Source organism: Parasphingopyxis marina, from assembly GCF_014237875.1.
Taxonomy (GTDB): domain Bacteria; phylum Pseudomonadota; class Alphaproteobacteria; order Sphingomonadales; family Sphingomonadaceae; genus Parasphingopyxis; species Parasphingopyxis marina.
The window spans coordinates 668,707-691,747 of record NZ_JACJVJ010000001.1 but is presented as its reverse complement, the minus strand read 5'-3'; the positions used below and the strand labels follow the sequence as shown (position 1 = coordinate 691,747).

Here is a 23,041-nt window from a genome sequence, read left to right as displayed (position 1 = left end):
CGTTCATGCGGCACTATATTCCGCTCTTAGGCGTATCTTGTCGATCTTGCCCGTCGCTGCCAATGGCATGTTGCCAACCCGAACAACAATTTCCGGTATCCACCAGGACGCCACACGGCTCTGTAACGGTTCCAAAAGGGCGGCGTCGCTGATCGACTGATCCTTCTGCGTCTCGACCAGCAAGATGGGCCGCTCGCCCCATTTTGGATCGGACCGACCGATAACGGCGACCAGTGAAACCTCCGGCAACGCCCCGACAATGGCCTCGATTTCCGCCGGATTGATCCATTCTCCACCCGACTTGATGAGATCCTTGGAGCGTCCGGTGATCATCAGATTGCCGCGATCGTCGATGCGGGCAAGATCGCCGGTATCGAACCAGCCGTCCTGCGTAGATGGCTCTTCCTGCCCGAAATAGCGCCCGACCACAGACGAGCCACGGACATGCAGATGGCCCTCGACGCCCCGCTGTTCGGGAAGGGGCGTCCCCTCGCTGTCGGTCAGCATCAGATCGATGCCCATCGCAGGGCGCCCTGATTGCGAAGCCGTCCTGTCGAGATCGCACGGCGATGCGGACGTGCCCAAAGGCGAAAGTTCGGTCATGCCCCATGTTGTTTGCAGCACGATCCCGCGATCCTCGATCCTTTGCATCAGCGCGGGCGGCATCGGCGAACCGCCGACCATGATGCGCTCCAGCGAAGGAATCTCTGTTCCCGTCTCATCAAGATAATCCATCAGGCCCAGCCAGACCGTCGGAACGGCTACCCCAATCGTTACATTTTCGTCTTTGATGAGACCGGCCAGACTGGCGCCGTCCGCCTGCCGCCCGGGCAGCACGAGTTTTCCGCCCGTCGCCGGGACGGCGAAGGGCAAGCCCCAGGCATTGGCATGAAACATCGGAACGACGGTCAGGACCGCATCGCGCGAGGTGATGCCGGCAACCTCCGCCTGCAACTGCCGCAGCGTGTGCAGATAATTGCCGCGATGGGTATAGGTCACTCCCTTCGGCGCGCCGGTCGTGCCAGAGGTGAAACACAGGCCGCATGGCGCGGTTTCGTCGAAATCGCCCCATTCGACTTCATCGAGCTCCGCCGCAATTGCCGTTTCGAGGCTGAGAACCGTGCGATCGCCGCAAAGCCTGGATTGCACGTCCCCAAGTTCGTCGATCGCGACGAGATGCTCTATAACGGGCGCCAGTTCGGCGATCTCCGATGCCAAGGGCAGAAGATCGGCACTCACGATAAGGACGCGCGCCTTCGATTGCCGCACCATATCCGCGCTGCTCGCCGCCAATATTCGCGGATTGAGCGTGTGGCAGACCGCGCCCATGCTCATGATCGCATACCAGGTTTCGACATGCGCCTGCGTATTCCAGGCGAGCGTGGCGACATGGTCCCCTTGGGATACGCCCAGATCGGCGAGAACGCTCGACACGCGGCGGGCGCGCTCAAGCAGCTCGGCATAGCCGATACGATCTACCTCGCCGCCATCGCGAGCCGTCACGACCTGCGCGCGGGGATGCCATTTGGCGGCGTGGACAAGAAATTTATCCAATGTCAGCGCATAAGGCTGTATCTCGCCATGGGTCATCGACACCCCGAAGCCTGCGGAGGCATGGGCGGCGCAATGATCCCGACATTCCAGTTCCACGGAATATCGGCGGCGCGACGGCGGCACATTACCTGTTCATGGAGCTCGTACATGCCGGGCAGCAGGTGATTGGCGAGCTGCGGCGCTTCGGAAAAATACATATAGGCTTCATTCTCTCCATAGGGTGCCCAATCGGGCTGGCCTTCCGCCACCGGCGTGCCAGTGCGGGCGAAGGAGGCCCAATAATCGGTCATTGCCCGCGACAGGCTTCGCTCCGTCTCGTTGCGCGGCACCTCCGGCCAGTTCGGCGCGGTGCGCCGCGTCGTCCCGAAAACATAGGGAATTTCGGATGCGTGAAAGGCGTGAAGGCCCGCCTCGTCTGCGGCCCGATAGCCATGATCGAACAAGTAGAAATAGCCGGGAACGCCAAGCGCCGTCTGTTTCGCGACCAGCCTCTCGGCTGTCCAGCCATACATCGCGTCCCGGGTTGTCGCGAGCATCGCCTCGTCGATATTGCCCGGCGGGTAAAAGCCCAGAACGGTGTCCGCAAGATCGCCATAGCCGTTGCGGATCGCCGCCTCATAGGCATCCGCATCGCTGGCCGCCGGCGGCAGAAGGCGGCGCAGCGAGCGGATTTCGCCGCTATTGAACCCTGCGATCAACGGAACCGGTGCCTGTTCGCCGTCATCGAAAATATCCACCAGCTGGCGCGGAAGGATTCGGCCGTCGATCGTCCCCCAAGGAACATATCCAGCTCGGACCGCACCCATCGTCACGCGGCGCGCATCCATCGCCCGCAGCGCATCTATCCCATCGGCGTCGAGTTGCTCCTCCAGCCAGCTGCCGACCGCTTCGGCAGACGGCATACCGAAACTCTCCTCCGAAAGTTCCGGAGTCGAGAGCATATATGCGCTTTGCGCGATGGCGCGGTGAAAGAGCCCGCGGGCATTGGGCGACGCCATCAGATACATCACGCTGAGCGCACCGGCGGATTCCCCCGCGATGGTCACCTGATCGGGATCGCCGCCGAACGCCGCAATGTTGCGGTTGACCCAGCGTAGAGCCGCGACTTGATCGAGCAGGCCATAATTGCCCGAAACGCCATCCGCCGATTCCGCGCTGAGCGCGGGATGTGCGAGATAACCGAGCGGACCGACACGATAGTTGATCGAAACGACGACAAGTCCGCGCCGCGCCAACTCGGCCCCGTCATATATCGAGAAACTGCTCGAACCGTTGACCAGCGCTCCGCCATATATCCATACGAAGACGGGCGCGTTTTCCGCACCTTCGGGCACCCAGATATTGAGCGACAGGCAATCTTCGCTCTGTCTGCCAGGATCGTCGGCGTAAATGCTTTGAGGCAGCGACCCTACCTGGATACAGGAAGCGCCGAATTCGGTCGCTTCGCGTACGCCCTCCCAGCGCGGCAGTTCGACGGGAGGCCTCCAGCGGTTTTCGCCGACCGGTGGCGCGGCATAGGGCAGTCCTTTGAATATCTCGAGCCCGTCTTCGGCATATCCACGAACGCTGCCGGCCGGGGCGTCGACGATAACTTCGGAACGCGCCGCAGCCGACATCGCGGTACATGCAGCGACGGCAAGAACCAGCAATCGGAAACCAGCTTTCAAAAATTTTCTCCGTTCACCGTAACGGCCTGCGGTGTCTGCCCGGAAGGCAGGACACCGCAGCCAGGCGATAATGACCGATCAGAAATTATATCCGACGCGAAAGCCGATCGTACGCGGGCGCAAGGTCGCGTAGCGGCTTTCGAGAAACGCTTCGGGGTGGACATAGGTGATCGAGCTGTCGTTGAAGAGATTCTCGACATAGGCGGTGATGTTGAGATCACCGATGTTCGCGCCCACATAGAGGTTCACATTTTGCCATGCCTCGGTGAAATCATAGGTCGGGTTTACGACGCCCGGCTGGCCCGGCACAAACGGGAACAGGCCGGGAAACGAGCCCACATGCGAAATGTTGAATGCGGCCCAGCCGCTATCATTCGTCGAGATGGGAAAATCGTAGCGGACGGTGGCCGATCCCTGGAAATGCGGTGCGGCGAGACGCGTACCGTCGACAGCGCCCGAAATCGCCGACTCCGATGCTGTCAGATCGTTTACCTCCGCGTCGTTCAGGGAGCCTACCAGATTGATGCTGACTCGCGGCCATGGCCGTGCGAATAGCTCCAGCTCGATGCCCTTGCTGACTGCGCCGCCGATATTGGTGGCGAACTGGATCGAATCGGACACGCGGTTCGCCTGAACCTGGATATCGTTCCAGTCGATATAATAGGCCGCCAGATTGACCCGCAGATCGCCGCCGAGCCAGACACCCTTGAGCCCGATCTCGTAGTTGATGAGGCTGTCCGAATCGGCGCCGTCGGGAATGACGATGTCGGTAGGGTCGAGCGTGCTGACCAGGCCGGCGCGGGCGTTGACCACCGGTGAACGGAAGCCGGTGGCGACGGTCGCGTAGGTGGTGAGTTCGTTCGACGGCTGCCACGAGGCGCTGATCTTCCAGGAGGCCTGACTGTCCGTGACCTTGAGGCCGGTCGCCGCCGCGACCGGCGTGATCGTCACCGGAACATTGGTGAATCCAAAGAAAGCGAGGGTGAGATAGTTACTGTTGTAACCGCCCGGTTCGGTGAAGCCTTGCGTCGAGTTTCTGGTGTAGCGTAGCCCGCCCGTCACCCAGAAATCGTCGGCAAACCGGTAAGTCAGCTCACCGAATCCGGCCAGTTCGCTCGAATTGAAATGGGCGCCGAAACGCTGATAATATTCGTCCGGCAGACCGGTAATGCCCTGCATCGCCAGATATTCGGGGGTGGAGCGATAGGCGTAGTCGACGTCCCGGCGCTTGTCATAATAGAAGAGACCCAAGACCCAGTCGAAACTGCCACCCGGATCGGACGCGATACGCGCCTCCTCCACGAAGATGTCGTCATAGCCATAGGCATCGAGAGCGAACGGGAATGCCTGACCGTAGGTGCCGGCGAGATCGACATAGAAGCTCGCGTCATAGGTGGCGTAGGTCGTCGAGCTGATGAAATCGAACCCGTCGAAATCATATTCGATCGTGCCGTTATAGGTTGTCAGTTCACCCTGGAACAGGTCCGGCCGATCCGAAAGGCGCGTGCGGCGATCGATCGCAGGAATGATCAGCGACGAATCCTGAGGCTGGCTGTTCTCGTATGAATAGCCCAGCCGGATAGACAGCCGGTCGGTCGGTTCCCAGAGCAGCGTTGCGCGGCCGCCGACATCCTCAAGTGTATTCGAGTTATGGACGCCGGTGCCGATATTATCGACATAGCCTTCCTCGTGCCGATAGAAGCCGACTGCGCGGAAGGCGAGCCGGTCTTCCACCAGCGGGATATTGACCATCGCATTGTAGCGCTGCCGGAAGGAATCGTCCCCGGTCAGCCCCAAATCGATGAGCGCCGAAGCTTCGAACTCCCGGGCGTTGGGCGCGCGGGTGATGATGCGGACCGCACCGGCGAGCGAATTCGAACCGAACAGCGTGCCCTGCGGGCCGCGCAGGAATTCAACCCGCTCCACATCATAAAGGCTGGGATCAAGAATGGTCGAGTTGCCGTTCGCCGAGATCGGCAACTCGTCGATATAGATCGCAACCGTTCCCTGCAGGTTCGCGCCATAGCCGTTTGTCGCAATGCCGCGAGCGGTAAAGTTGTTGAAGTTCGCCGTCGGCCGGTTGACGACGACGCCGGGCGTATTTTGCGCCAAGCCCTCATAGCCGACGACGCCGCGTTCGGTCAGTTCTTCCTGCTGAAAGGCGGTGATGCTCAGCGGCACATCCTGTAGCAGCATTTCGCGACGGGTCGCCGTAACGATGATCTGACCATTGGCCCCCTGGGTCTGCTGGACAGAAGGCGCCGACGATTGCGCCTCGCTCCCTTCCTCGCTCTCCGACCCTGGACCTGTTTGAGCCGCGGCAACGCTCGGCAGACAGATAAATGCGGCCGCGCAGGCGGACCCCAAAAACTTGGCTTTCATGCAACCATCTCCCCTCTCTATGGCGGATTTTTCCACCTTTGTTCTGAGCCTCCCATGCGCGCGCCGCAGTCGCTTGTCAATATTCACTATCGCGAGCGTGAATAACATTGGCGAAGATAAGGAATGGGTGTCGCCGCGCAAATCGGGGCCGAATGCCGGACGATAACGCTGTGACGTCGCGATCAAAAATTCTGTGATCCGCTGCGCATAACGGGAGGGCCGAAGAATGCGCTCGACTCCAATCCTTCACGCGAGAGGAATTTTCGTGCCCGCCGGTTAGCCTGGCGTTGTGAAACCCGCCTCGGCCACGCCCGCAAGCGCGCACAGCTCGTCATTATCCGACGTGTCGCCGGTCACGCCGATAGCGCCCAACAGCCGACCTTCACTATCGGCAACCAGCAGGCCGCCTGCCGCCGGCAATAGGCCCTGCGGCGAAAGCCGGTGAAGAGCCGCAATGAAACTCGGCCGCTCCCCGGCCATCTCGCCAATGGTCCGCGACGACACGCCGAGGCCGAGCGCCCCGCTGGCCTTTGCGATAGCGATCTGAGGCCGCATGATCGACGAACCGTCCTGACGGCCAAAGGCAAGGAGATGCCCGCCGGCATCGAGGACGGCGATGCTGAGCGGCTTTAGACCGAGCTCGCCGCCCTTGCGGAAGCCGGCCGCAATCATTGTCTCCGCGCGCTCAAGGGATAGAATGGTCGGCTTCTCATCGAGGGTCATGGTCTTCTCCTTGAGGCGGGGTCTTCGAGCGCGGCGAAATTCCCAAAACGCGGTCGATTCCTGCTTCCGCCAATGCGGCGGGCAACGGACCTCCGGTCGCCCAATCGAGCATTTCGGCGGTATGGAGCACGGGCACCGCCGCTCCCGATGCGAGCTGCATCGCGCAGCCGATATTGCCGGTTACGACGATATCGGGATTCGCGCAGGCGATATGACCGAGCTTTCGTTCCTTGAGCCTGGCTGCGAGATCGGGCTGCAGGATGTTGTAGAGCCCCGCCGAACCGCAGCACAGATGGGCCTCGGCCGGTTCGCTGACGGCAAAGCCGGCCGAAGCGAGCAGCTGTATCGGCTGTTCGACGACCCCCTGGCCGTGCTGCAACGAACAGGCGGCGTGATAGGTGACCGCGAGGCCAGTCGGTGCGGCGGCGACATCGCCTTCGGACAAAAGCTCGGTCACATCGCGGGCCATCGCCGAAATCCGCTCGGCCTTTTCGGCATAGTCGGGGTCGTTCCGCAGCAGCGCGCCATAATCCTTGATCATCGTTCCACAGCCGGCGGCGGTGGTGACGATCGCGTCGAGGCCGAACCGTTCCTGCTCGGCCGTCCAGACATCGACATTGCGGCGGGCAGCCGCGAGGCTGTCGCGTTCCCGCCCGATATGGTGGACGAGCGCGCCGCAACAGCCTTCGCCGCGCACGAACACGACTTCATAGCCGGATCGCGCCAGCAATCTTGCCGTCGCCGCGCGAATCTCGGGCCGGAGCACGGGCTCCGCGCAGCCCTGGACGAGGGCGACCCTGCCTCGGCTGCCGCCGGACGGCACCTGCAGGCCCGCCCTGGCGGGCATCCGCGCCGGAACGAGGCCCAGCATCGCCCCGATCGTCGATCCCCGGCCGAAAAGCCCGGCGAGCGGCCGGGCCAGGCGGCCCAGCTGCAAAGCGAAGCGGAACCGCCGCGGATGCGGGAGGAGCGCCGCCACCAAGCGGCGCACGATCCGTTCATGAAGCGGCCTTTTATAATGCTCCTCGGTATAAATCCGCGCGTGATCGATGAGCCGCCGGTAATCGACGCCCGAGGGACAAGTCGTCTCGCAGGACAGGCAGGACAGGCAGCGATCGATATGCCGCACGACCTCGGGCGTGGGCGCGGCCTCCTCCTCGAGCATCGACTTGATCAGATAGATGCGGCCCCGGGGGGAATCGCGCTCGTCGCCCAGCAGCACATAGGTTGGGCACGTCGAGAGACAGAAACCGCAATGCACGCATTTGCGGACCTCGGCCTCGCTGACCGCCATGTCGCTGCGTTCGGCGCTGCCCGGCGGGAACTCAGTGCGCATCGGCGCCCCCTGCAAAACGCGCCGAAGCGAAAACGCCGGCCGGATCGAAGCCTGCGGCGACCCGGCGGGAAAGCGCCGCGACGGCAGGCGCTTCGGGATGAAAGGTATCGACGAAGGTGCGCACGTCGGGCGCGGCCCGGACCAGCATGGCATGGCCGCCGACGCTTTCGGCGACGCGCCGTACGGGCGCCTCGGGATCGGACGCCGTCAACCAGATGAGCCCGCCGCCCCAATCGTAGAGCCAGCGACGGGCAAAGCCGTCCAGTCCTTTCGGAACCCTCCAGCCCAAGGACGGCGGGACGACGATCCGCCACAACAGGGCGCCGTCGGCGAGCGGCTCCAGCGTTTTCAGCTTTTCCCAAAGCGCCCGCTCTTCCTCGCCGCGAAGGACTGCGCCGCCATAATCCTGTGTCAGCGCGGCCAGCCGCGCCTCGACCGACGGGCCGAACCCTTCGAGACGCATCAGCGTGACCGCATCGGCTCGGGCCGTTCCCTGCGGAAAATGCGCCGCCGCGGCGATGTCGCAATCGCCGCCCAGCGCGCGCGACAAGGTGCCGATCGCCTCGGCATCGGTCAGGCCTTCGAGCATCAGGCTGGCGCGCTCGCGCGGCGCGGGAAGCACCTTGAGGCTGAGCTCGGTGAGCAGCGCGAGCCGCCCCCAGCTTCCGGCCATCACCTTGGGCAGGTCGTAACCGGTCACATTCTTCACCACCTTGGCGCCGCCGACAAAGGCTTCGCCGCGGCCCGATATCGCCCGGAAGCCCAGCAGGTGATCGCGCGCGGCGCCCGCCGACAGCCGGCGCGAACCGGACACCCCCGCCGCCACGACACCGCCGATCGTTGCCTTGCCCTCGGGCTCGCCGAAGATCGGGCCATGATCGAAGGGCTCGAAGGCGAGCATCTGGCCATTATCAGCAAGCAGCTGTTCGACCTCGACAAGCGGCGTTCCCGCGCCGACGGTGACCACGAGTTCGGCAGGATCATAGGCGAGGATCCCCCGACAGGCCGAGGTATCGAGGATCGCGGCATCGTCGCGCGGCGCGCCGATCGCGCGCTTGCTGCCGCCGCCGCGAATCTCCAGCCGCCGCCCTTCCCGCCCGGCATCGGCGATCGCCCGCTGAAGTCTCTCCGTTTCCATCGCTCAGAACCGGGGAATGTCGGGAAAGGCCAGCCGGCCGCCATGGACGTGCACCCGGCCAAGCTCGGCACAGCGGCGCAGCGTGGGGAAGACCTTGCCCGGGTTGAGGAGCAGTTCCGGGTCGAACGCGCATTTGACCCGCTGTTGGTGATCGAGATCGGTTTGCGTGAACATGACCGGCATCAGATCCCGCTTCTCCACGCCGACCCCATGTTCGCCGGTCAGCACGCCGCCCACCTCGACGCACAGCCGCAGGATATCCGCCCCGAATTCCTCGGCACGTTCGAGCTCGCCGGGTCGGTTGGCATCGTAAAGAATCAGCGGATGCAGGTTGCCGTCACCGGCATGGAAGACATTGGCGACCCCCAGCCCATACTCGCTGGAAAGCGCGGCGATCCGCTGCAGCACCTCGGCAAGCCGGTGCCGGGGGATCGTCCCGTCCATGCAATAATAATCGGGCGCCAGCCGTCCCACGGCGGGAAACGCCGCCTTGCGACCCGCCCAGAAGGAGAGCCGCTCCTCCTCGCTATGGGAAACCCGCGTCGACACCGCATGATTGCGCCCGGCAATCGCCGCGACTTCGTCGACAAGATGCTGGCATTCGACCGCCGGGCCATCGAGTTCGGCGATGACGAGCGCCTCGACATCGAGCGGATAGCCCCGGCCCACAAAGGCCTCGGCGGCATGGATCGCCGGACGGTCCATCATCTCCATGCCTGCCGGTATGATCCCGCCTGAAATCACATCGGCCACGAACTGGCTGGCATGCTCGATCGTCGCGAAGCCCAGCAGCAGCGCGCGCGCCGTTTGCGGTTTGGGAAGGATCCGCACCGTGACTTCGGTCACGATTCCCAGCAGCCCTTCCGAACCGACGATCAGGCCGAGCAGGTCCAGGCCCTGCTGTTCGAGCAGGGTGCCGCCGAGGCGAACGGTCTCGCCGTCCATCAGGACCAGCTCGACGCCCAGCACATTGTTGGTGGTGATCCCGTATTTGAGACAGTGAACCCCGCCCGAATTTTCAGCGACATTGCCGCCGATCGAGCAGATGATCTGCGAGGAAGGATCGGGCGCATAATAGAAGCCCTCGGCTTCCACGGCCTGGGTGACGGCCAGATTGGCGATGCCCGGCTGGAGGACGGCGACGCGATTGGCATAATCGATGTCCAGGATCGCCCGCATCTTCGAAAGGACGAGGAGCACGCCGTCCGCCAGCGGCAGCGCGCCCCCGGACAGGGACGTGCCCGATCCGCGCGGGACGACCTTTACGCCGCGCGCATGACACCAGCGCAGGATCGCCGCGACCTGGGCGGTGGTTTCGGGAAGCACGGCGACGAGCGGAACCTGCCGATAGGCCGTGAGGCCGTCCGATTCATAGGAGCGCAGGCCCGCCGCGTCGTCGACGACGCCATCGGCGGGCAGGATATCGCGCATCGCCGCCACGATCGCGTCACGCGGCGGCGCCGAATTGGCAAGGGCGGGGCCGGTCGCCATCCCTCCGCCCGATATCCTAAACCGCTTCGAGCTCGATGACCGAGCATTCGTCCACCAGAAAGGCAGCCCGGACATAATTGAAGCCGGCATCGGCGGCGATCTGCTTATACTCCCGCTTCGTCCGCTCCTTGCCGTTGATCGGCATCATGACGAGGTCCGAACGCACGGCGCTTTCATCCTCGGGACCGACCGTTTCGGGCAATATCTTCTCGATGACGAAAACCGTCCCGCCAACGGGCAGGGCCTCGCGGCAGTTCGCCATGATCGTCGCCACTTCCGCGTCGGACCAGTCGTGAAGGATGAATTTGAGGACCAGACAGTCCGCCCGGGCCGGCACGCCATCGAAAAAGCTCCCCGGAAGGAATTCGACGCGCTCGCCCACCCCCGCCTCGGCGAGATAGGCCTGCGCGCCCGCCGCCACGCCTTCGAGATCGTAGACGATGCCGCGGATCGACGGAGTGGCCTTCAGGATTTCCGCCAGCACCGCGCCATAGCCGGCGCCGACATCCATTACGGCTTCGAAACCGCCGAAATCGCATGCCTCGGCAAGCGCCCGGGCAACCGGGAGCGATTGCTCGGCCATCGCCCGGTAGAAGATGTCCGATTCGACCGGGTCCGCGAGCAGACCGGCAAAGTCGCCGCCGCCCCAGCCGGGTTCGCCGGTTTCCAGCGTGGCGCCGACGGTTTCGAGCGAAGCCATGGTGCGCCCGCCCCAGTGCAGCGCCATGCCGCGCAACGACAGCGAGGCGCCGGACTGCAACATCGCGCCCTTTGGCGTCAGCACGAAATCGCGGTCAGCGACATGATCGCACACGCCGAATGTGGCGAGCGCGCGCAACACGCGAAACGTCGTGTCCTCGTGGAGGCTGAGCTCGCGCGCGCATTCTCCGGCAGAACGCGGCTCGGCGGAAAGCGCATCTATCAGCCCGCTCTTGACCCCGGCATATATCAACCTGGTTCGCCACCCCGCCGTGATCGAATCCCGCAATTCCGCTCGCGGATCGTCCGTCATATGCCTGTCCCCTCCTTGCCTTCGCGCGCCTCTGGCGCGTTTATTTTTCAGCGTCGTTAATTCGACTTGCTTTTAATAGTTTTGCTTTTCCCCGATAGCCCAGCGGAAAACCGCCAAATAGTTCCACCAAAAAGCTTTTTAAATGGATGTTCCGGGGATCCGCCATCGCCGGACCTCTGTAGCAGCATTATTTTCAATATGTCTATAATATCTTGCGCGGCGACAAAGGCCCTTTTAGACTGGCGCTCGAACGTTCGGGGGAGGATATGGCCTTTGCACTCGTCCAATATCGGAGCTACGCGCCCTCATCGGCACCGTTCGATCGCCGCGTCCATCCCGGTATCCGCATCCCGGATGCCTCTTGTCTAGCCGTGCACCGTCCGCATGACCGGCCTTAGCCGCAGGGGCGCCCTTACCGGTATCGCCGGCACGCTCGCGGCCGCCGCCTGCACAAGGACCGCCTACGCCGCGCCCGTTTCCCTCTCCATGCGCGCCGCGCAGACCGCCTGGCCCCCGCCGCCGCCACTCCGACCGCAGGACGAAGGCCTGGCCACGCTGCCGCAGACCCGCCTCTGGTATCAGGACACCGGCGGAGACGGGGAGCCGGTGGTCCTGTGTCATCCCTGGACCGGCAGTTACGCCGTCTGGGCTTACCAGCAAGGCCCGTTCGCCGCGGCCGGCTACCGCGTCATCACCTATTCGGGGCGCGGCCATTATCGGTCCGACCCCATCGATCCCGCAGAGCCCGGCACGGTTACGGCGGACCTTGCCGCCCTGCTCGACTATCTCCGGATTCCGGCCGCGCACCTTGTCGGCAGCGCCGGCGGCGCGCTGCCGGCCCTGGAATTCGCGCTCGATCATCCGGGCCGGGCCCTGAGCGTCGCCCTTTCGTCGGGCCATATGGGGATCAGCGATCCCGAGTTCCTGGAGATAGCCCGGCAGATGTTCCCGCCCGGCGTGTACGGGATTTCGCACGCCTTTAGCGAGCTCGGCCCCTCCTATCGCGCCGGCAACCGGGAAGGCGTGGCCGCATGGGAGGCGCTTGAAGACATCGCCTGGCAGGGCGGAAGCGTGCGCCAGTCGACCGAGAGTCCGATCACCCTTGCGCGCATCGCTTCGATCTCCGCGCCGCTGCTGCTCATGACCGGCGGCGCCGACCTGATGATACCGCCCTCGCTGATGCGCTTTGTGGCGCGCCGGGTGCAGCCGAACGAACTGGTCATCGTCGCCGAAGCCGGACACTCGCTCTATTGGGAGCAGCCGGATGCGTTCAACGCCGCCATTCTCGATTTCATCGGGAGACATTCGCGGTCCGGCTGAGCGCCGACGCACCTAAATTAAAAAGCAATAGAATATATTGCTGTGACCGGAGTCTGGTGATAGCAACAACCCCAAACTGCCGGGAAGCGCAGGGTGGAGAGGGAATATATGGCGTCTTCGGTTCATTCGATCGACTCGGTTCTCGAGCAACCGGCCATGGGCCGATACCGTTGGGGCATTTACGCCTTTTGCGGCCTGTTGATGGCTCTCGAAGGCTATGACGCCTATATCGTCGCCAATCTTGCGCCGTTCATCGCGCGAAGCCTCGATATTCCGATTCCCTCGATGGGCTTTGTCTTCACCGCCCAGGCGGCGGGCATGGCGCTCGGCTTTTACACGATCCCGGTGCTGGCCGACCGTATCGGCCGGCGCGGCATCGTGCTGATCGGCTCCGCGACGTTCGGCGTGTTGACGATCCTTTCGACCATGGTGGGCACGCTGGGCGAATTCACCTTTGTGCGCTTTCTCGCTTTCGGCGCGCTGGGCGGCACGATGCCGAATATCGTCGCGCTGGTAACCGAATTGATGCCCGAAAGCCGGCGCGGGAAACTGATCACCTGGCTGTTCATCGGCCATGGCCTCGGCGCGTCGCTGGCCGGACTTGTCGGCCCGACCTTCATCGCCTGGCACAGCTGGGAAGCCGCTTTCTGGGCCGGCGGCATCGCGCTCCTGCTGCTCGTGCCGGTCCTCTATGTCTATCTGCCCGAATCCTGCCGCTACCTCGTCACGCGCGACGCCGCCGATCCGCGGATCGGCGAGACGCTGCGAAAAGTGGATCCGGGGCTCACCTTCGCGCCGGGCACGGTGTTCGTCACCGACGAGATCCAGGCCAGCGGTTCGCCGGTCGCCGGGCTGTTCCGCGACGGCCGCGCGCTCATGACCCTGCTGCTATGGATCGCGATGGGCGGCGCGCTGTGTTCGGTCGCTTCCTTCTCCGCCTGGCTGCCCAGCTATCTCCATGTGCTGGGCGGGCTCGATCCTTCCACCGCGACGCGCATGTCCTCCTTCTCCGCCTTCGGCGCGATCACGGGGCCGATCCTGCTCACCTTCCTGATGAAGCGGTTCGGCATGCCGGCGTCGCTGACCATGACCTTGTTCGTGTCCTTCTTCGCCATGGCGGCGCTGACCCTCGTCGCCCAGGCGCCGGTGCTCGGCTGGGTACTGGGCTTCTCCTTCGGGCTGCTCGTCATCGGCTCGCAGGCCGGGCTCAACGCGCTGGTCGCCTCGAGCTACCCCTCCTCGAACCGTTCGACCGGCATCGGCTGGGCCGGCGGCATCGGGCGCATCACCTCGATGATCGGCCCGGGGCTCGGCGGCGCGATGCTGGCCGCCCAATGGCCGGCGCTGTGGATCTACTCGGCGATCGCCGCGCCTTTGCTGATCGCGGCGGCGGCGATGTTCATCTTCCACATCACCAAGAGCGCCGCCGCGCCGCGCGAGGCCAGGCTCGCCCCGGCGCGCGGATAGGCCCGATCATGCTGTCCCGGAGATCGGTGCTCGCCGGCGTCGCGCTCGCGCCGTTCCTGGGCCATGCGGCGCACGCGGCCGCGCCGGCGGCGGCGCTCTACGACAGCCATATCCATTTTTTCACCAACGACATCGCCCGCTATCCGATCGATCCGCGCGGCGCCCGCGAACCCGAAGAGGTGATGCGTGCCCGAATCCTCAGCCATCCGGTAATGCCCGCGCCGATGCTGGCGCTGTGGGACGCGCTCGGCGTGAGCGGCGGGGTCGGCGTCCAGTATCGCGGCGCGTACAAGGGCGACAACAGCTATCTGCTCGACGTCGCCGACGCCTTTCCCGAACGCATCGCTACCGAGATCATGCTGGAGGCCAGCAACCCCGAAAGCCCCCGGATGCTGGCCGATTTCGCGGCCCATCGCCGGATCACCGCGGTCCGCCTGACCGGTTTCGACACCGGCGACGGCACCCTGCCCTGGCTCAACTCGCCCGAGGCGCTCGCCATCTGCTCTCTGGCCCGGGACCTGAGCCTGCCGATCTGCATGACCTATCTGCCGCCCCGGCCGACCTCGACGGCGCTGACGGCCGTGCGCGATCTCGCCGGGCGCTTCCCCGACAATATCATCGTCCTCGAACATCTGGGATGGCTAGGCGGCGCGGATTCGGACAACGGACTTTTGCCCGACCATTTCGAAATGGTCGGCCTTCCCAACATCCTGTTCAAATGGACGACGCTGGACCTCGACATCCTCTACAACGCCGGAATAGCGACCTCGGCCTTTCTGCGCACGGCGGTCGATACGTTCGGCGCCGAGCGCTTGATGTGGGGTTCGGATTTCGGCAATTCGACGCGGCCCTATCGGCAGCTGGTCGCCGAAGCGCATGCGGCCTGCAGCCGGCTAACCGAAAGCGAGGCAAGGCAGGTATTGCAGGAAACCGGTGAGCATATCTTTCGCCATCGGGCGGCATAGCGCGGCGCCGCGACGCACCGACCGCGCAGATCCTACCAGGGCACCGGCCCGGTATCGCCATAATGCCCGCCCGTCGGCCCATCGGCGTCGAGCAGCGCGAGTTCGATCGCGACCGCCGCGCCCTCGCTGGGGGGACGCCCGTTGCCGTTCGAAAGGTCGGTCGCGCAGAGGCCGGGATTGGCGGCGTTGACCTTGATCGGCGTGTCGAGCAGCTCGTTGGCGAACTGCACGGTGACCGCGTTCACAGCGGTCTTGGACGAATTATAGGCAAGCAGGCGGCTGAAGGAGAGCGGAGCATCGGCGCCGCGGGTCAATGTGAGCGAACCCAGCCCGGTCGACATGTTGACGATCCGCCCGGCATCGGATTTGCGGAGCAAGGGCAGCATCGCCTGGATCATCGCGACGACGCCGAAGACGTTGGTTTCATAGGTATCGCGCATCAAGCCGAGATCGGCCTGGCTCGGCGGCGCACCCTTGTCGACGGAAATGCCGGCATTGTTGACGAGAATGTCGAGGCGGCCGAAGCGCTTTTCGATTTCGGAGGCCGCGTTCCCCACCGAATCGGCATCGGTTATGTCGACGGCCAGGAATTCGACGCTCAGGCCTTTAGCGGCCAGCTCTTCCGCCGCCGCACGCCCCGCCTCGGCGTTGCGCGCGCCGAGCAGCACGGTCGCCCCGCCTTCGGCCAGGCCCTTGGCGATCTCCCGGCCGATACCCTTGTTGGCACCGGTGACCAGCGCGATCCGGCCGGCGGGGTCGGTCGTTGCATTCATGGCGATATTTCCTTGCTGCGGCCTAGACGTCGAAGGGCGCGGACCGGGGATATTGCTCGATATAGCGCAGGAACTGGCCGAAATATTTGTCGGCACCGAGCAGCGCGCTCTTCCCGTAACCGCGGAAGCGGATCGAGAAGAGGATCGGCTCGTCCTCCGAATAGAGCTTGTGCATATAGGCGATGCGGTTTTTCAGCTCTTCATTCGTCCCCTCTTCGCCCAATTCCTCCGCCTGCGAGCGACGCATGGCGACGACGAAAAAGGAATCCGAAAAGCCGGGCGCGACCTGCGAGCTGCCGGCCATGAAAAACCGTTCGGTCCCGTCGGAAAACTGCATGTGCGCAGTCAGCCAGGTACCGCCGTAAAGCTGCGTATCGGCGATACGGTTGTCCGATTCCTGGCGAACGGTGACGAGATAATCGTCATAATCGACCTTGGTCGGATAGGGATCGGGGATCCCGTGCACGGTCTTGAGATGCTGGAAGTCGACGAGGTTGGACGATCCGATCCACCCTTCGATCGGACGGACCCCGCGATGAAAGGCCTCGTAGACCAGGTCTTCCTCGGCGATATTGGGCATTTCCGGCAGGTCGAAAAGCGCTTCCTCGCCGTTAAAGGCCCAGATCATCCCCCAGCGTTCCGCCGCCGGATAATTGTAGATTTTGGCAACGCGCGGAATCACGGTTTCGCCGGGAATTTCGGCGCATTTGCCGTCGGCCGCGAATTTCCAGTGGTGATAGGGGCAGCGGACCTTGCCATCGACGATTTCGCCGCACGACAGATCGGCGCCGACATGCGGGCAATAGGCGCTCTGCACGATGGCCTGCCCGGCCTCGTCGCGATAGACGATGACGCGCGTTCCCAGGAAATCCACGCCGACGATCTCGCCCTGGGGCAGATTCGACGAGAGCAGCAGCGGATTCCAGTTCTTCAGATATTTGCCGTCATGCTCCCGGCCATATTCCCGGCCCAGATAATCGGGGCGTCGCGGCTGGGCGAGCATTTCCGCTTCGTTCGGTTCCATAAAAGACATCCTGTTTCTCCGTATTTTGGAGTCGCGTAACACGTAGCCGTCCAAAATAAAAGATTTTATAGGTATCTATAAAATAATTCGGGAAAAATGGCCGCTGCCGCCGCTGCGGCGGCGCTCCGTCGCCACGGCCACCCCGCGCCAACCGCCGCGCGCACCAGCAAATGTTCGAGGAATGTGGGAAAAGACGCAACGACCGGCGGCGATTTTCGCTCGCCTCGATGTGTGGCGGGCACGAACGACGACGCCCGATTTATTTCTAGAGAATATGAATTAGTGCCGCGCGAGAGCGCCGGCCCATATATTCGCGGCCGGGGGCTAGCGCGCCTTGGCCAGCTTTTCGGTGCCGAGTCCCTTGATCATCAGCTCGTAAACGAACGCCTTATACTCGGCGGCGGTGTTGCGGCTCCTGCCGCCGCCGACGGCCTGGGTCCGCTCGACGATACGGGAGGCATGCTGGAACTGCTCGCACACCCCCATGATGGCGACGAAGGTGAAATAGGGATCGATCGGCCGCAGCGACCCTTCGGCTTCGCCGGCGTCGATAATCTCCTTGTAGATGTCGAGCGTCTTCGACATCCACACCGTGATCAGCTCGGTCGCCAGCGGATCGGTATCGTCGCCGATAATTTCAACCATCAGCCGGTAATAGAAGGGGTTGGTGAAGAAGAAGTCGACCATCGCATCGATCCGGATACGGAGCCGCTCGGGCGCCGGCAGTTCTTTGGTCTCGATCGCCGCGACTCCGTCGCCCAGCGCTATCGACAGCGTCCTGGCGACATCGACCAGCAGGCGCGTGCGGTCCGTGAAATAATATTTGAACAGCGTCAGATGCACGCCGGCGTGACGCGCCGCCATCGACAGCGACAATTTCTCGGGCGGCACGGTCCTGAGGAGCTCGACCGTCTTGTCGACGAGAAACGTCTTGCCGATCCGGCGCTTTCCCTTCGGCCGCCCGATCGACCGGCTTTTCGTCTTGGCCGCCGGCTTTTTTCCAACCGGCTTTTTCCCGGCCGCCTTTTTCTGGGCCTCATCAGCCGATGTCGTCTTGCCGGGCACGGGCCGGGTCTCCTGTCTGCTTCGACGCCGGCGAAATTGCCTATCCCATCGAATTCGCGGCGGAATCGCCTCGTACTGACTAGCCGGGCTTTGATATTTGGGCAACACGGCGCCACAATTTCGGAGCCGCAAGATGGATGCTCCGGAACGCAAGGCCCGCCTGTCGTCACCAAGGTATATTTTCTACTGTGATAGAATAAACGGGCCTGGCGACCGGGCCCACCCGGGAAAGACAGCAGCGGCCGCCCGCGCCGCGCCCGTCTTGCCTCGCGCGCGCGGCCGCAACCAGGCGGCTGCCGGATTTTCGCGGCGCCGAGAAGAGGGCTGGCGGCGTGCGTGGCGGGGAGAAGCCCAGGGCGCGCGCATCCGCGCGGCCCGGCTGCTATCGACCGAAAGCGGCAGCCGAGCGCACCCTACTCCGCGCCGGCATGTATAATTTATAGATGTATTGAATTTAAACATTCGGCCCGCTAGATTGGCCGGACAAAACAGGCAAGCAATGGAGAGAACCCGATGGGCAGCTATTTGGAACGGCTTCGAGAACCGCTCAATTCGCCCGAATATAGGGACGGACGTCCGCGCAAATATGAGCGCATCGTCCGGGACGGTATGATCATCGAACGCGATGTCGAGGTGCCGACGCGATTCGGGTTCACCATCTATATCGACCTGTTCCGCCCGGCCGACGAAAGCCGGCCCGTACCGCCGCTCGTCGTATGGACGCCCTATGGCAAGCACGATCCGACGCCGCTCGGCAAACTCTATCCCGCTTCCGGCGTGCTGGAAGAATGGCAGTCCGACCTTTGCATCTTCGAAGCGCCCGATCCCGCCTATTGGGTACCGCGCGGCTATGCCGTGATCCATGCCGAAACACCCGGCAACTGGTATGCGAACACCGAAGGCGGCTATTTCACACCGCGCGAGGCCGAGGCGCATTACGACCTTATCGAGTGGGCCGGCACGCAGGACTGGAGCAACGGCAAGGTCGGCCTGTCCGGCGTATCCTATCTCGCCTCCGCGCAATGGCGCGTCGCAGCGCTCAACCCGCCCCATCTCGCAGCGATCAACCCCTGGGAAGGCTGGTCGGACACGTTCAACGATATCGTCCGCCATGGCGGCATCCCGGAAACCTATTTCTGGCCGCACATCCAGGTCCGCTGGGGCGTGTCGGACCATAAGGTCGAAGATCTCTGGGCGCTCACGCGCGAGCATCTGTTTTTCGACGATTACTGGAAATCCAAGGTTCCCGAATTTTCGAATATCGACGTGCCCGCCTATGTCGTTTCGAGCTGGAGCGACCACGGCGTCCATACGCGCGGTACGCTCGAAGGCTTCAAGAGGATCGCCTCGCCGCAGAAATGGCTGGAGATCCACGGCAGCAAGAAATGGGCCTATTTCTACGAGCCGCAATCCATCGCTCGCCAGTCCGCCTTTTTCGATCATTTCCTCAAGGGCGAGGATAGCGAGATCACGCAATGGCCGGCGGTCAGGCTGCATGTCCGCGATCGCCACGGCGTCGCGACGCAAAAAACCGCTGCCGCATGGCCGGTCGAGAACACCGACTATCGCCGGCTCTATCTCGACGCCGGCGAGGGCAGCCTCAACGGGGAAGTTCCCGCCGAAAAATGCTCGGTGAGTTACGATCCGCTGGACGACGCCCAGGAAGCGAATTTCGACTATCGCTTCGAAGAGGATGCCGAACTCGTCGGCCATATGAAGCTCTGCCTGCATGTCTCGGCCGACGAAGCGGACGATATGGACCTGTTCGTCACGATCGAGAAGCTCGACGGCGGGACAAGCAAGACGGGCTTCACCCATTACGCCTTTTTCGAGGACGGCCCGGTCGCCTTTGGCTGGCTGCGCCTGTCGCGCCGCGAGCTCGATCCCGGGCAGAGCACGGAATATCAGCCCATCCTGACCAACGCGACCGAGCAGAAAGTCGCGCCCGGCGAGGTCGTCGAAGCGCATGTCGAAATCCTGCCCTCCGGCACGCGCTTTTCAGCCGGCGACGTGCTGCGCCTGCGCGTGAAGGGACGCGATATCTACAATTATCCCAAACCGATGCTCTACATGCGGCACGAGGACACGGTGAATATCGGCACCAACCGGATTCACACCGGCCCCGGCGCCGAATCCTATCTTCTCGTCCCCATGGTGACGCTTGCCGAGGAACTTGCCGATGCGCAGTGACGCCGTTGTCGGGCGCCAGCCCTATATCGACACGCTCGAATACGGGCTGAGCGCGCCATGTCCGAAATTGTCGGCGCTGCTCGAGCGCCGCGCGGAGCATAACCGGAACGCGACGCCGGATATCTTTTCGTCCATCCCGGAGATTATTGCCGAAGCGCAAGCGGGCAAGCCTTTCATTCTCGTCGATTCGCACGACCGGGAAAATGAAGGCGATATCGTCCTGCCCGCGCAGTTCGTATCGGATCGCGAGATCAACTTTATGGCGAAGCATGCGCGCGGACTGATCTGTCTCGCCATCACCCGGGAACGCGCGCAAGAGCTCGGCCTGGAACCGATGGTCAAGCGCAACCAATCGCCGCTGGGCACGGCCTTCACCGTCTCGATAGAGGCGGTACGCGGGGTTACCACCGGAATCTCGGCGCACGACCGCGCCGTCACCATCGCCGCCGCCGTCGATCCCGCGAACGGCGCGGCCGATATCGTTTCGCCCGGCCATGTCTTCCCGCTCGTCGCCCGGCCCGGCGGCGTGATCGAACGGCCCGGCCATACCGAGGCGGCGGTCGACATCGCCCGCCTCTCCGGGTTAACGCCGGCCGGGGTGATCTGCGAGATCATGAACGACGACGGCACGATGGCGCGGCTGCCGGAGCTCAGGCGGTTCGCCCGGCTTCACGGGCTGCGGATCGGATCGATAGAGGACCTTATCGCCTATCGGCGCACTCTGGAGAAAGCACATGGATAGCCCAACAACCGTCGCCGAGGCCCTGCGCGACGGCCTGCGCCGCCTCGCCAAGGCCGTGGTCGTCATTACCTGCCGGCACGAAGGCCAGCGCTACGCGATGGCCGCGACCGCGGTCAGCGAACTCAGCATGGATCCGCCTTCGCTGCTGATCTGCGTCAACCGTTCGGCGAGCCTCTATGCCCCGCTCTCCGAGGGCGCGGATTTCTGCGTCAACATCCTGCACAGCGATCATAGCGAAATCTCCACCGCCTGCAGCGGCAAGGAGAAGGGCGAGGCGCGCTTCGCCTTCGGCAACTGGGGAGGCGCGCCCGATGGCTGCCCGGTCCTCGCGGACGCACAGGCGAGCTTCCTCTGCCGCAACGACAAGGCGTTCGACTACGGAACCCACCATATCGTGATCGGCCAGGTCGAGGAGGTCGCCGTCAACGGCAGCGTCAGCCCGCTCATCTATGTCGATGGCCGCTATGCGCGGATCGGCAATCCGCTCGATCTCGTCTAGCCGCAGCTTCCGAAAAAAGGCCGGCCGCACGCGGTTTCCACCGCGGCGACCGGCACGAGTTACCCGGGAATATTCGCCGGGGAGGATCTCTTTGCTCAGGTGCGTCCGTCAGCCGCGACGGCCTTTTCGATCGCCGCCTGGTTCGCACCGCTGAAATTTTCGCGATTCTCGAAAACCCATTCGAGCGACCGGTCGCGCCGGGCGTTGGAGCCGTTGAAACGCGGCAGCACGTACCGCATGAACAATTCGTAGGAGCGCTTGGTCGCCTCGAAACCCATCCAGTTGGTGCCGGTAAGGACGATCGTCCCGAAACCGCCCGTCTTCTCCCAGAGCGCCTCGAGATACTCGACCGCCTCGTCGGGCGTGCCCGCCAGGCCGCCGCGCGCGGCGATCAGTTTTTCAGGGTCCGTACCGCCCTTGGCACGAGTCTCGGCATAGCTTTTGGGGTTCAGCGCTTCGAGATAATGCATCCAGTCTTCGAGGCCGAAATCCAGTTCCTTGATCGCCTGCGCCTTGCTCTCGGCGAGGTGGAACGACACGACGACGCGCAGGTCCTTGCGGTCCAGATCGTTGCCATGTTCCTTGCCGGCCTCGACCGCGGCCTGCCAGCTGCCATCGACATTGCCGGCGCCGTGCGTGAGGATGCCGAGCCCATATTTGCCCGCAAGGCGCGAGCCGGTCGGCGTTTTCGAGGTGACGGTGACGAGTTCGGGCCGCGGATAGCTATAGGGCGCCAGCTGCAGGCTGGCATCCCGCAACGAGAACCAGTCGCTATCCTGCGTGATCACTTCGCCATCGATCAGGCGCGTAATGACGTCGACCCCCTCGACCAGCCGCGCACGCTGCTGGTCGGGCACGATATTGAGCATCGCCGCATCCGATACGAGCATGCCCGGACCGAAGCCGAACATCGCCCGTCCGCGCGTCTGGTGATCCAGCTGCACGATGCGGTCGGCGATCAAATAGGGATTGTGATAGGGCACGGAAATGACGCCGGCGCCGAGCTTGATGCGCTGCGTCCGCTCGGCGGCCGCGGCGATCCAAAGTTCGGGCGATCCATAGATCTGCATGCCGCCGGAATGATGCTCGCCCATCCACAGCTCGGAGAAGCCCAGATGATCCAGCCATTCGGCCAGTTCGAAATCGCGCTGCATACATAGAGTGACGTCTTCATTGTTGCCGTGATGCGGCGGCAAGAACACTCCCGATCGCACGTTACGCGTTTCAGACAAGGAACTTCTCCCGTTTCGTTTATCTTTTTGATCCAGCGGACGCGGCGGCCCGCCTGACTGTCTGGCGATTTCCTAACGCCATTGCGTATCCCGCACAATAGTATTTCTAATTAAATTTAAAATATGCCCGTCTCAGCCACCCGATTCGGCGCCCAAGCGCCGCCCGTCGCCATGGCCTCGCGGCGCCCGGCAGCGGAGTCCGTTTTCGCGCCGGGACTCCGGCTGGAATAACAAGCGACAATAATCCGATTATTTCTATATCCGGTTAAATCCCTTTGCCGCCATCCGCCGCTTATCCCGGGAAAAATCCCGTTATACCTCTGTATTCATGATATTTTTTTACGCCGTGATTTGTAAGGCACAATCAATAAATTTTTATCCTTTCTATTGAATATCGTGCCGAACCGGGCTAGCCCAGCGCACGGTAAGGCGACGGCCGCCGAGTTCAAAAAAGCCGAATA

The 23,041-nt window shown here is 63.5% G+C and carries 17 protein-coding genes and 1 pseudogene; 6 read left to right on the top strand and 12 right to left on the bottom strand.

Going from position 1 to position 23,041, the window contains the following annotated elements:
• Nucleotides 1-3: 3 nt before the first annotated feature.
• From H6P80_RS03455 to H6P80_RS03420, 8 genes are all read right to left on the bottom strand, one after another.
• On the bottom strand, nt 4-1,590 hold the full coding sequence (locus H6P80_RS03455; RefSeq protein ID WP_185800960.1) for an AMP-binding protein: 1,587 nt from the start codon (nt 1,588-1,590) through the stop codon (nt 4-6).
• The gene (locus tag H6P80_RS03450) at nt 1,587-3,221 is read right to left on the bottom strand and encodes a carboxylesterase/lipase family protein (protein ID WP_235973700.1); all 1,635 of its coding nucleotides are present in this window, start codon (nt 3,219-3,221) and stop codon (nt 1,587-1,589) included. The genes H6P80_RS03455 and H6P80_RS03450 overlap by 4 nt, the downstream gene beginning before the upstream one ends.
• Nucleotides 3,222-3,299: 78 nt before the next feature.
• The gene (locus H6P80_RS03445) at nt 3,300-5,603 is read right to left on the bottom strand and encodes a TonB-dependent receptor (RefSeq protein ID WP_185799935.1); all 2,304 of its coding nucleotides are present in this window, start codon (nt 5,601-5,603) and stop codon (nt 3,300-3,302) included.
• Nucleotides 5,604-5,879: 276 nt separating this feature from the next.
• Nucleotides 5,880-6,326 (bottom strand): GlcG/HbpS family heme-binding protein, encoded by a 447-nt coding sequence (locus H6P80_RS03440; RefSeq protein ID WP_185799934.1) that lies wholly within the window; start codon nt 6,324-6,326, stop codon nt 5,880-5,882.
• Nucleotides 6,313-7,662, bottom strand: coding sequence for a glycolate oxidase subunit GlcF (glcF, locus tag H6P80_RS03435; RefSeq protein WP_185799933.1), 1,350 nt, complete (start codon nt 7,660-7,662; stop codon nt 6,313-6,315). Before glcF ends, H6P80_RS03440 begins: the two co-directional genes overlap by 14 nt.
• Nucleotides 7,652-8,800, bottom strand: coding sequence for a glycolate oxidase subunit GlcE (gene glcE / locus H6P80_RS03430; protein ID WP_185799932.1), 1,149 nt, complete (start codon nt 8,798-8,800; stop codon nt 7,652-7,654). Before glcE ends, glcF begins: the two co-directional genes overlap by 11 nt.
• 3 nt (nt 8,801-8,803) lie before the next feature.
• A complete protein-coding gene (locus H6P80_RS03425; protein WP_221892867.1) occupies nt 8,804-10,291 on the bottom strand; it encodes an FAD-linked oxidase C-terminal domain-containing protein in 1,488 nt (495 codons plus the stop codon).
• Between the two features lie 16 nt (nt 10,292-10,307).
• Nucleotides 10,308-11,303: a methyltransferase gene (locus H6P80_RS03420; protein ID WP_185799931.1), complete on the bottom strand. Its 996-nt coding sequence runs from the start codon at nt 11,301-11,303 to the stop codon at nt 10,308-10,310.
• Nucleotides 11,304-11,687: 384 nt separating this feature from the next.
• On the opposite strand from H6P80_RS03420, the gene H6P80_RS03415 reads away from it, so the two are divergent.
• The 3 genes from H6P80_RS03415 (at nt 11,688) to H6P80_RS03405 (ending at nt 15,055) form a co-directional block, all read left to right on the top strand.
• The gene (locus tag H6P80_RS03415; RefSeq protein ID WP_185799930.1) at nt 11,688-12,623 is read left to right on the top strand and encodes an alpha/beta fold hydrolase; all 936 of its coding nucleotides are present in this window, start codon (nt 11,688-11,690) and stop codon (nt 12,621-12,623) included.
• A gap of 108 nt (nt 12,624-12,731) precedes the next feature.
• Nucleotides 12,732-14,090: an MFS transporter gene (locus tag H6P80_RS03410; RefSeq protein ID WP_185799929.1), complete on the top strand. Its 1,359-nt coding sequence runs from the start codon at nt 12,732-12,734 to the stop codon at nt 14,088-14,090.
• Nucleotides 14,091-14,098: 8 nt separating this feature from the next.
• Complete coding sequence (locus H6P80_RS03405; RefSeq protein WP_185799928.1) at nt 14,099-15,055, top strand: amidohydrolase family protein; 957 nt, start codon at nt 14,099-14,101, stop codon at nt 15,053-15,055.
• 32 nt (nt 15,056-15,087) lie between these two features.
• Here the strand turns inward: H6P80_RS03405 and H6P80_RS03400 are convergent, their stop codons facing one another.
• From H6P80_RS03400 to H6P80_RS16440, 3 genes are all read right to left on the bottom strand, one after another.
• On the bottom strand, nt 15,088-15,828 hold the full coding sequence (locus tag H6P80_RS03400) for an SDR family NAD(P)-dependent oxidoreductase (RefSeq protein ID WP_185799927.1): 741 nt from the start codon (nt 15,826-15,828) through the stop codon (nt 15,088-15,090).
• Nucleotides 15,829-15,850: 22 nt separating this feature from the next.
• Nucleotides 15,851-16,852, bottom strand: a complete 1,002-nt coding sequence (locus tag H6P80_RS03395) for a Rieske 2Fe-2S domain-containing protein (protein WP_185799926.1) — start codon at nt 16,850-16,852, stop codon at nt 15,851-15,853.
• Between the two features lie 324 nt (nt 16,853-17,176).
• The gene (locus H6P80_RS16440; RefSeq protein WP_185799925.1) at nt 17,177-17,917 is read right to left on the bottom strand and encodes a hypothetical protein; all 741 of its coding nucleotides are present in this window, start codon (nt 17,915-17,917) and stop codon (nt 17,177-17,179) included.
• Nucleotides 17,918-18,430: 513 nt separating this feature from the next.
• Here H6P80_RS16440 and H6P80_RS03385 point away from each other — a divergent pair.
• The 3 genes and pseudogenes from H6P80_RS03385 to H6P80_RS03375 all read left to right on the top strand — a co-directional run bounded on the left by H6P80_RS03385 (nt 18,431) and on the right by H6P80_RS03375 (nt 21,348).
• A complete protein-coding gene (locus tag H6P80_RS03385; RefSeq protein ID WP_185799924.1) occupies nt 18,431-20,107 on the top strand; it encodes a CocE/NonD family hydrolase in 1,677 nt (558 codons plus the stop codon).
• A gap of 76 nt (nt 20,108-20,183) precedes the next feature.
• Nucleotides 20,184-20,825, top strand: a pseudogene (ribB, locus tag H6P80_RS03380) (3,4-dihydroxy-2-butanone-4-phosphate synthase); the annotation flags it as partial.
• 16 nt (nt 20,826-20,841) lie between these two features.
• A complete protein-coding gene (locus H6P80_RS03375; protein ID WP_185799922.1) occupies nt 20,842-21,348 on the top strand; it encodes a flavin reductase family protein in 507 nt (168 codons plus the stop codon).
• Nucleotides 21,349-21,443: 95 nt separating this feature from the next.
• On the opposite strand, the gene H6P80_RS03370 is transcribed toward H6P80_RS03375, so the two are convergent.
• Nucleotides 21,444-22,580 carry an LLM class flavin-dependent oxidoreductase gene (locus tag H6P80_RS03370; protein ID WP_185799921.1) on the bottom strand — a complete coding sequence of 379 codons (1,137 nt, stop codon included), beginning with the start codon at nt 22,578-22,580 and terminating at the stop codon, nt 21,444-21,446.
• Between the last annotated feature and the right edge of the window lie 461 nt (nt 22,581-23,041).

What these genes read in the sequence shown, in the direction of transcription:
- H6P80_RS03400 (WP_185799927.1), bottom strand. Translation starts at nt 15,828, where the DNA reads ATGAATGCAACGACCGACCCCGCCGGCCGGATCGCGCTGGTCACCGGT.
- H6P80_RS03415 (WP_185799930.1), top strand. Translation starts at nt 11,688, where the DNA reads ATGACCGGCCTTAGCCGCAGGGGCGCCCTTACCGGTATCGCCGGCACG.
- H6P80_RS03385 (WP_185799924.1), top strand. Translation starts at nt 18,431, where the DNA reads ATGGGCAGCTATTTGGAACGGCTTCGAGAACCGCTCAATTCGCCCGAA.
- H6P80_RS03405 (WP_185799928.1), top strand. Translation starts at nt 14,099, where the DNA reads ATGCTGTCCCGGAGATCGGTGCTCGCCGGCGTCGCGCTCGCGCCGTTC.
- H6P80_RS03455 (WP_185800960.1), bottom strand. Translation starts at nt 1,590, where the DNA reads ATGACCCATGGCGAGATACAGCCTTATGCGCTGACATTGGATAAATTT.
- H6P80_RS03410 (WP_185799929.1), top strand. Translation starts at nt 12,732, where the DNA reads ATGGCGTCTTCGGTTCATTCGATCGACTCGGTTCTCGAGCAACCGGCC.
- glcE (WP_185799932.1), bottom strand. Translation starts at nt 8,800, where the DNA reads ATGGAAACGGAGAGACTTCAGCGGGCGATCGCCGATGCCGGGCGGGAA.
- H6P80_RS03375 (WP_185799922.1), top strand. Translation starts at nt 20,842, where the DNA reads ATGGATAGCCCAACAACCGTCGCCGAGGCCCTGCGCGACGGCCTGCGC.
- H6P80_RS03425 (WP_221892867.1), bottom strand. Translation starts at nt 10,291, where the DNA reads ATGGCGACCGGCCCCGCCCTTGCCAATTCGGCGCCGCCGCGTGACGCG.
- H6P80_RS03440 (WP_185799934.1), bottom strand. Translation starts at nt 6,326, where the DNA reads ATGACCCTCGATGAGAAGCCGACCATTCTATCCCTTGAGCGCGCGGAG.
- H6P80_RS03445 (WP_185799935.1), bottom strand. Translation starts at nt 5,603, where the DNA reads ATGAAAGCCAAGTTTTTGGGGTCCGCCTGCGCGGCCGCATTTATCTGT.
- glcF (WP_185799933.1), bottom strand. Translation starts at nt 7,662, where the DNA reads ATGCGCACTGAGTTCCCGCCGGGCAGCGCCGAACGCAGCGACATGGCG.
- H6P80_RS03395 (WP_185799926.1), bottom strand. Translation starts at nt 16,852, where the DNA reads ATGGAACCGAACGAAGCGGAAATGCTCGCCCAGCCGCGACGCCCCGAT.
- H6P80_RS03420 (WP_185799931.1), bottom strand. Translation starts at nt 11,303, where the DNA reads ATGACGGACGATCCGCGAGCGGAATTGCGGGATTCGATCACGGCGGGG.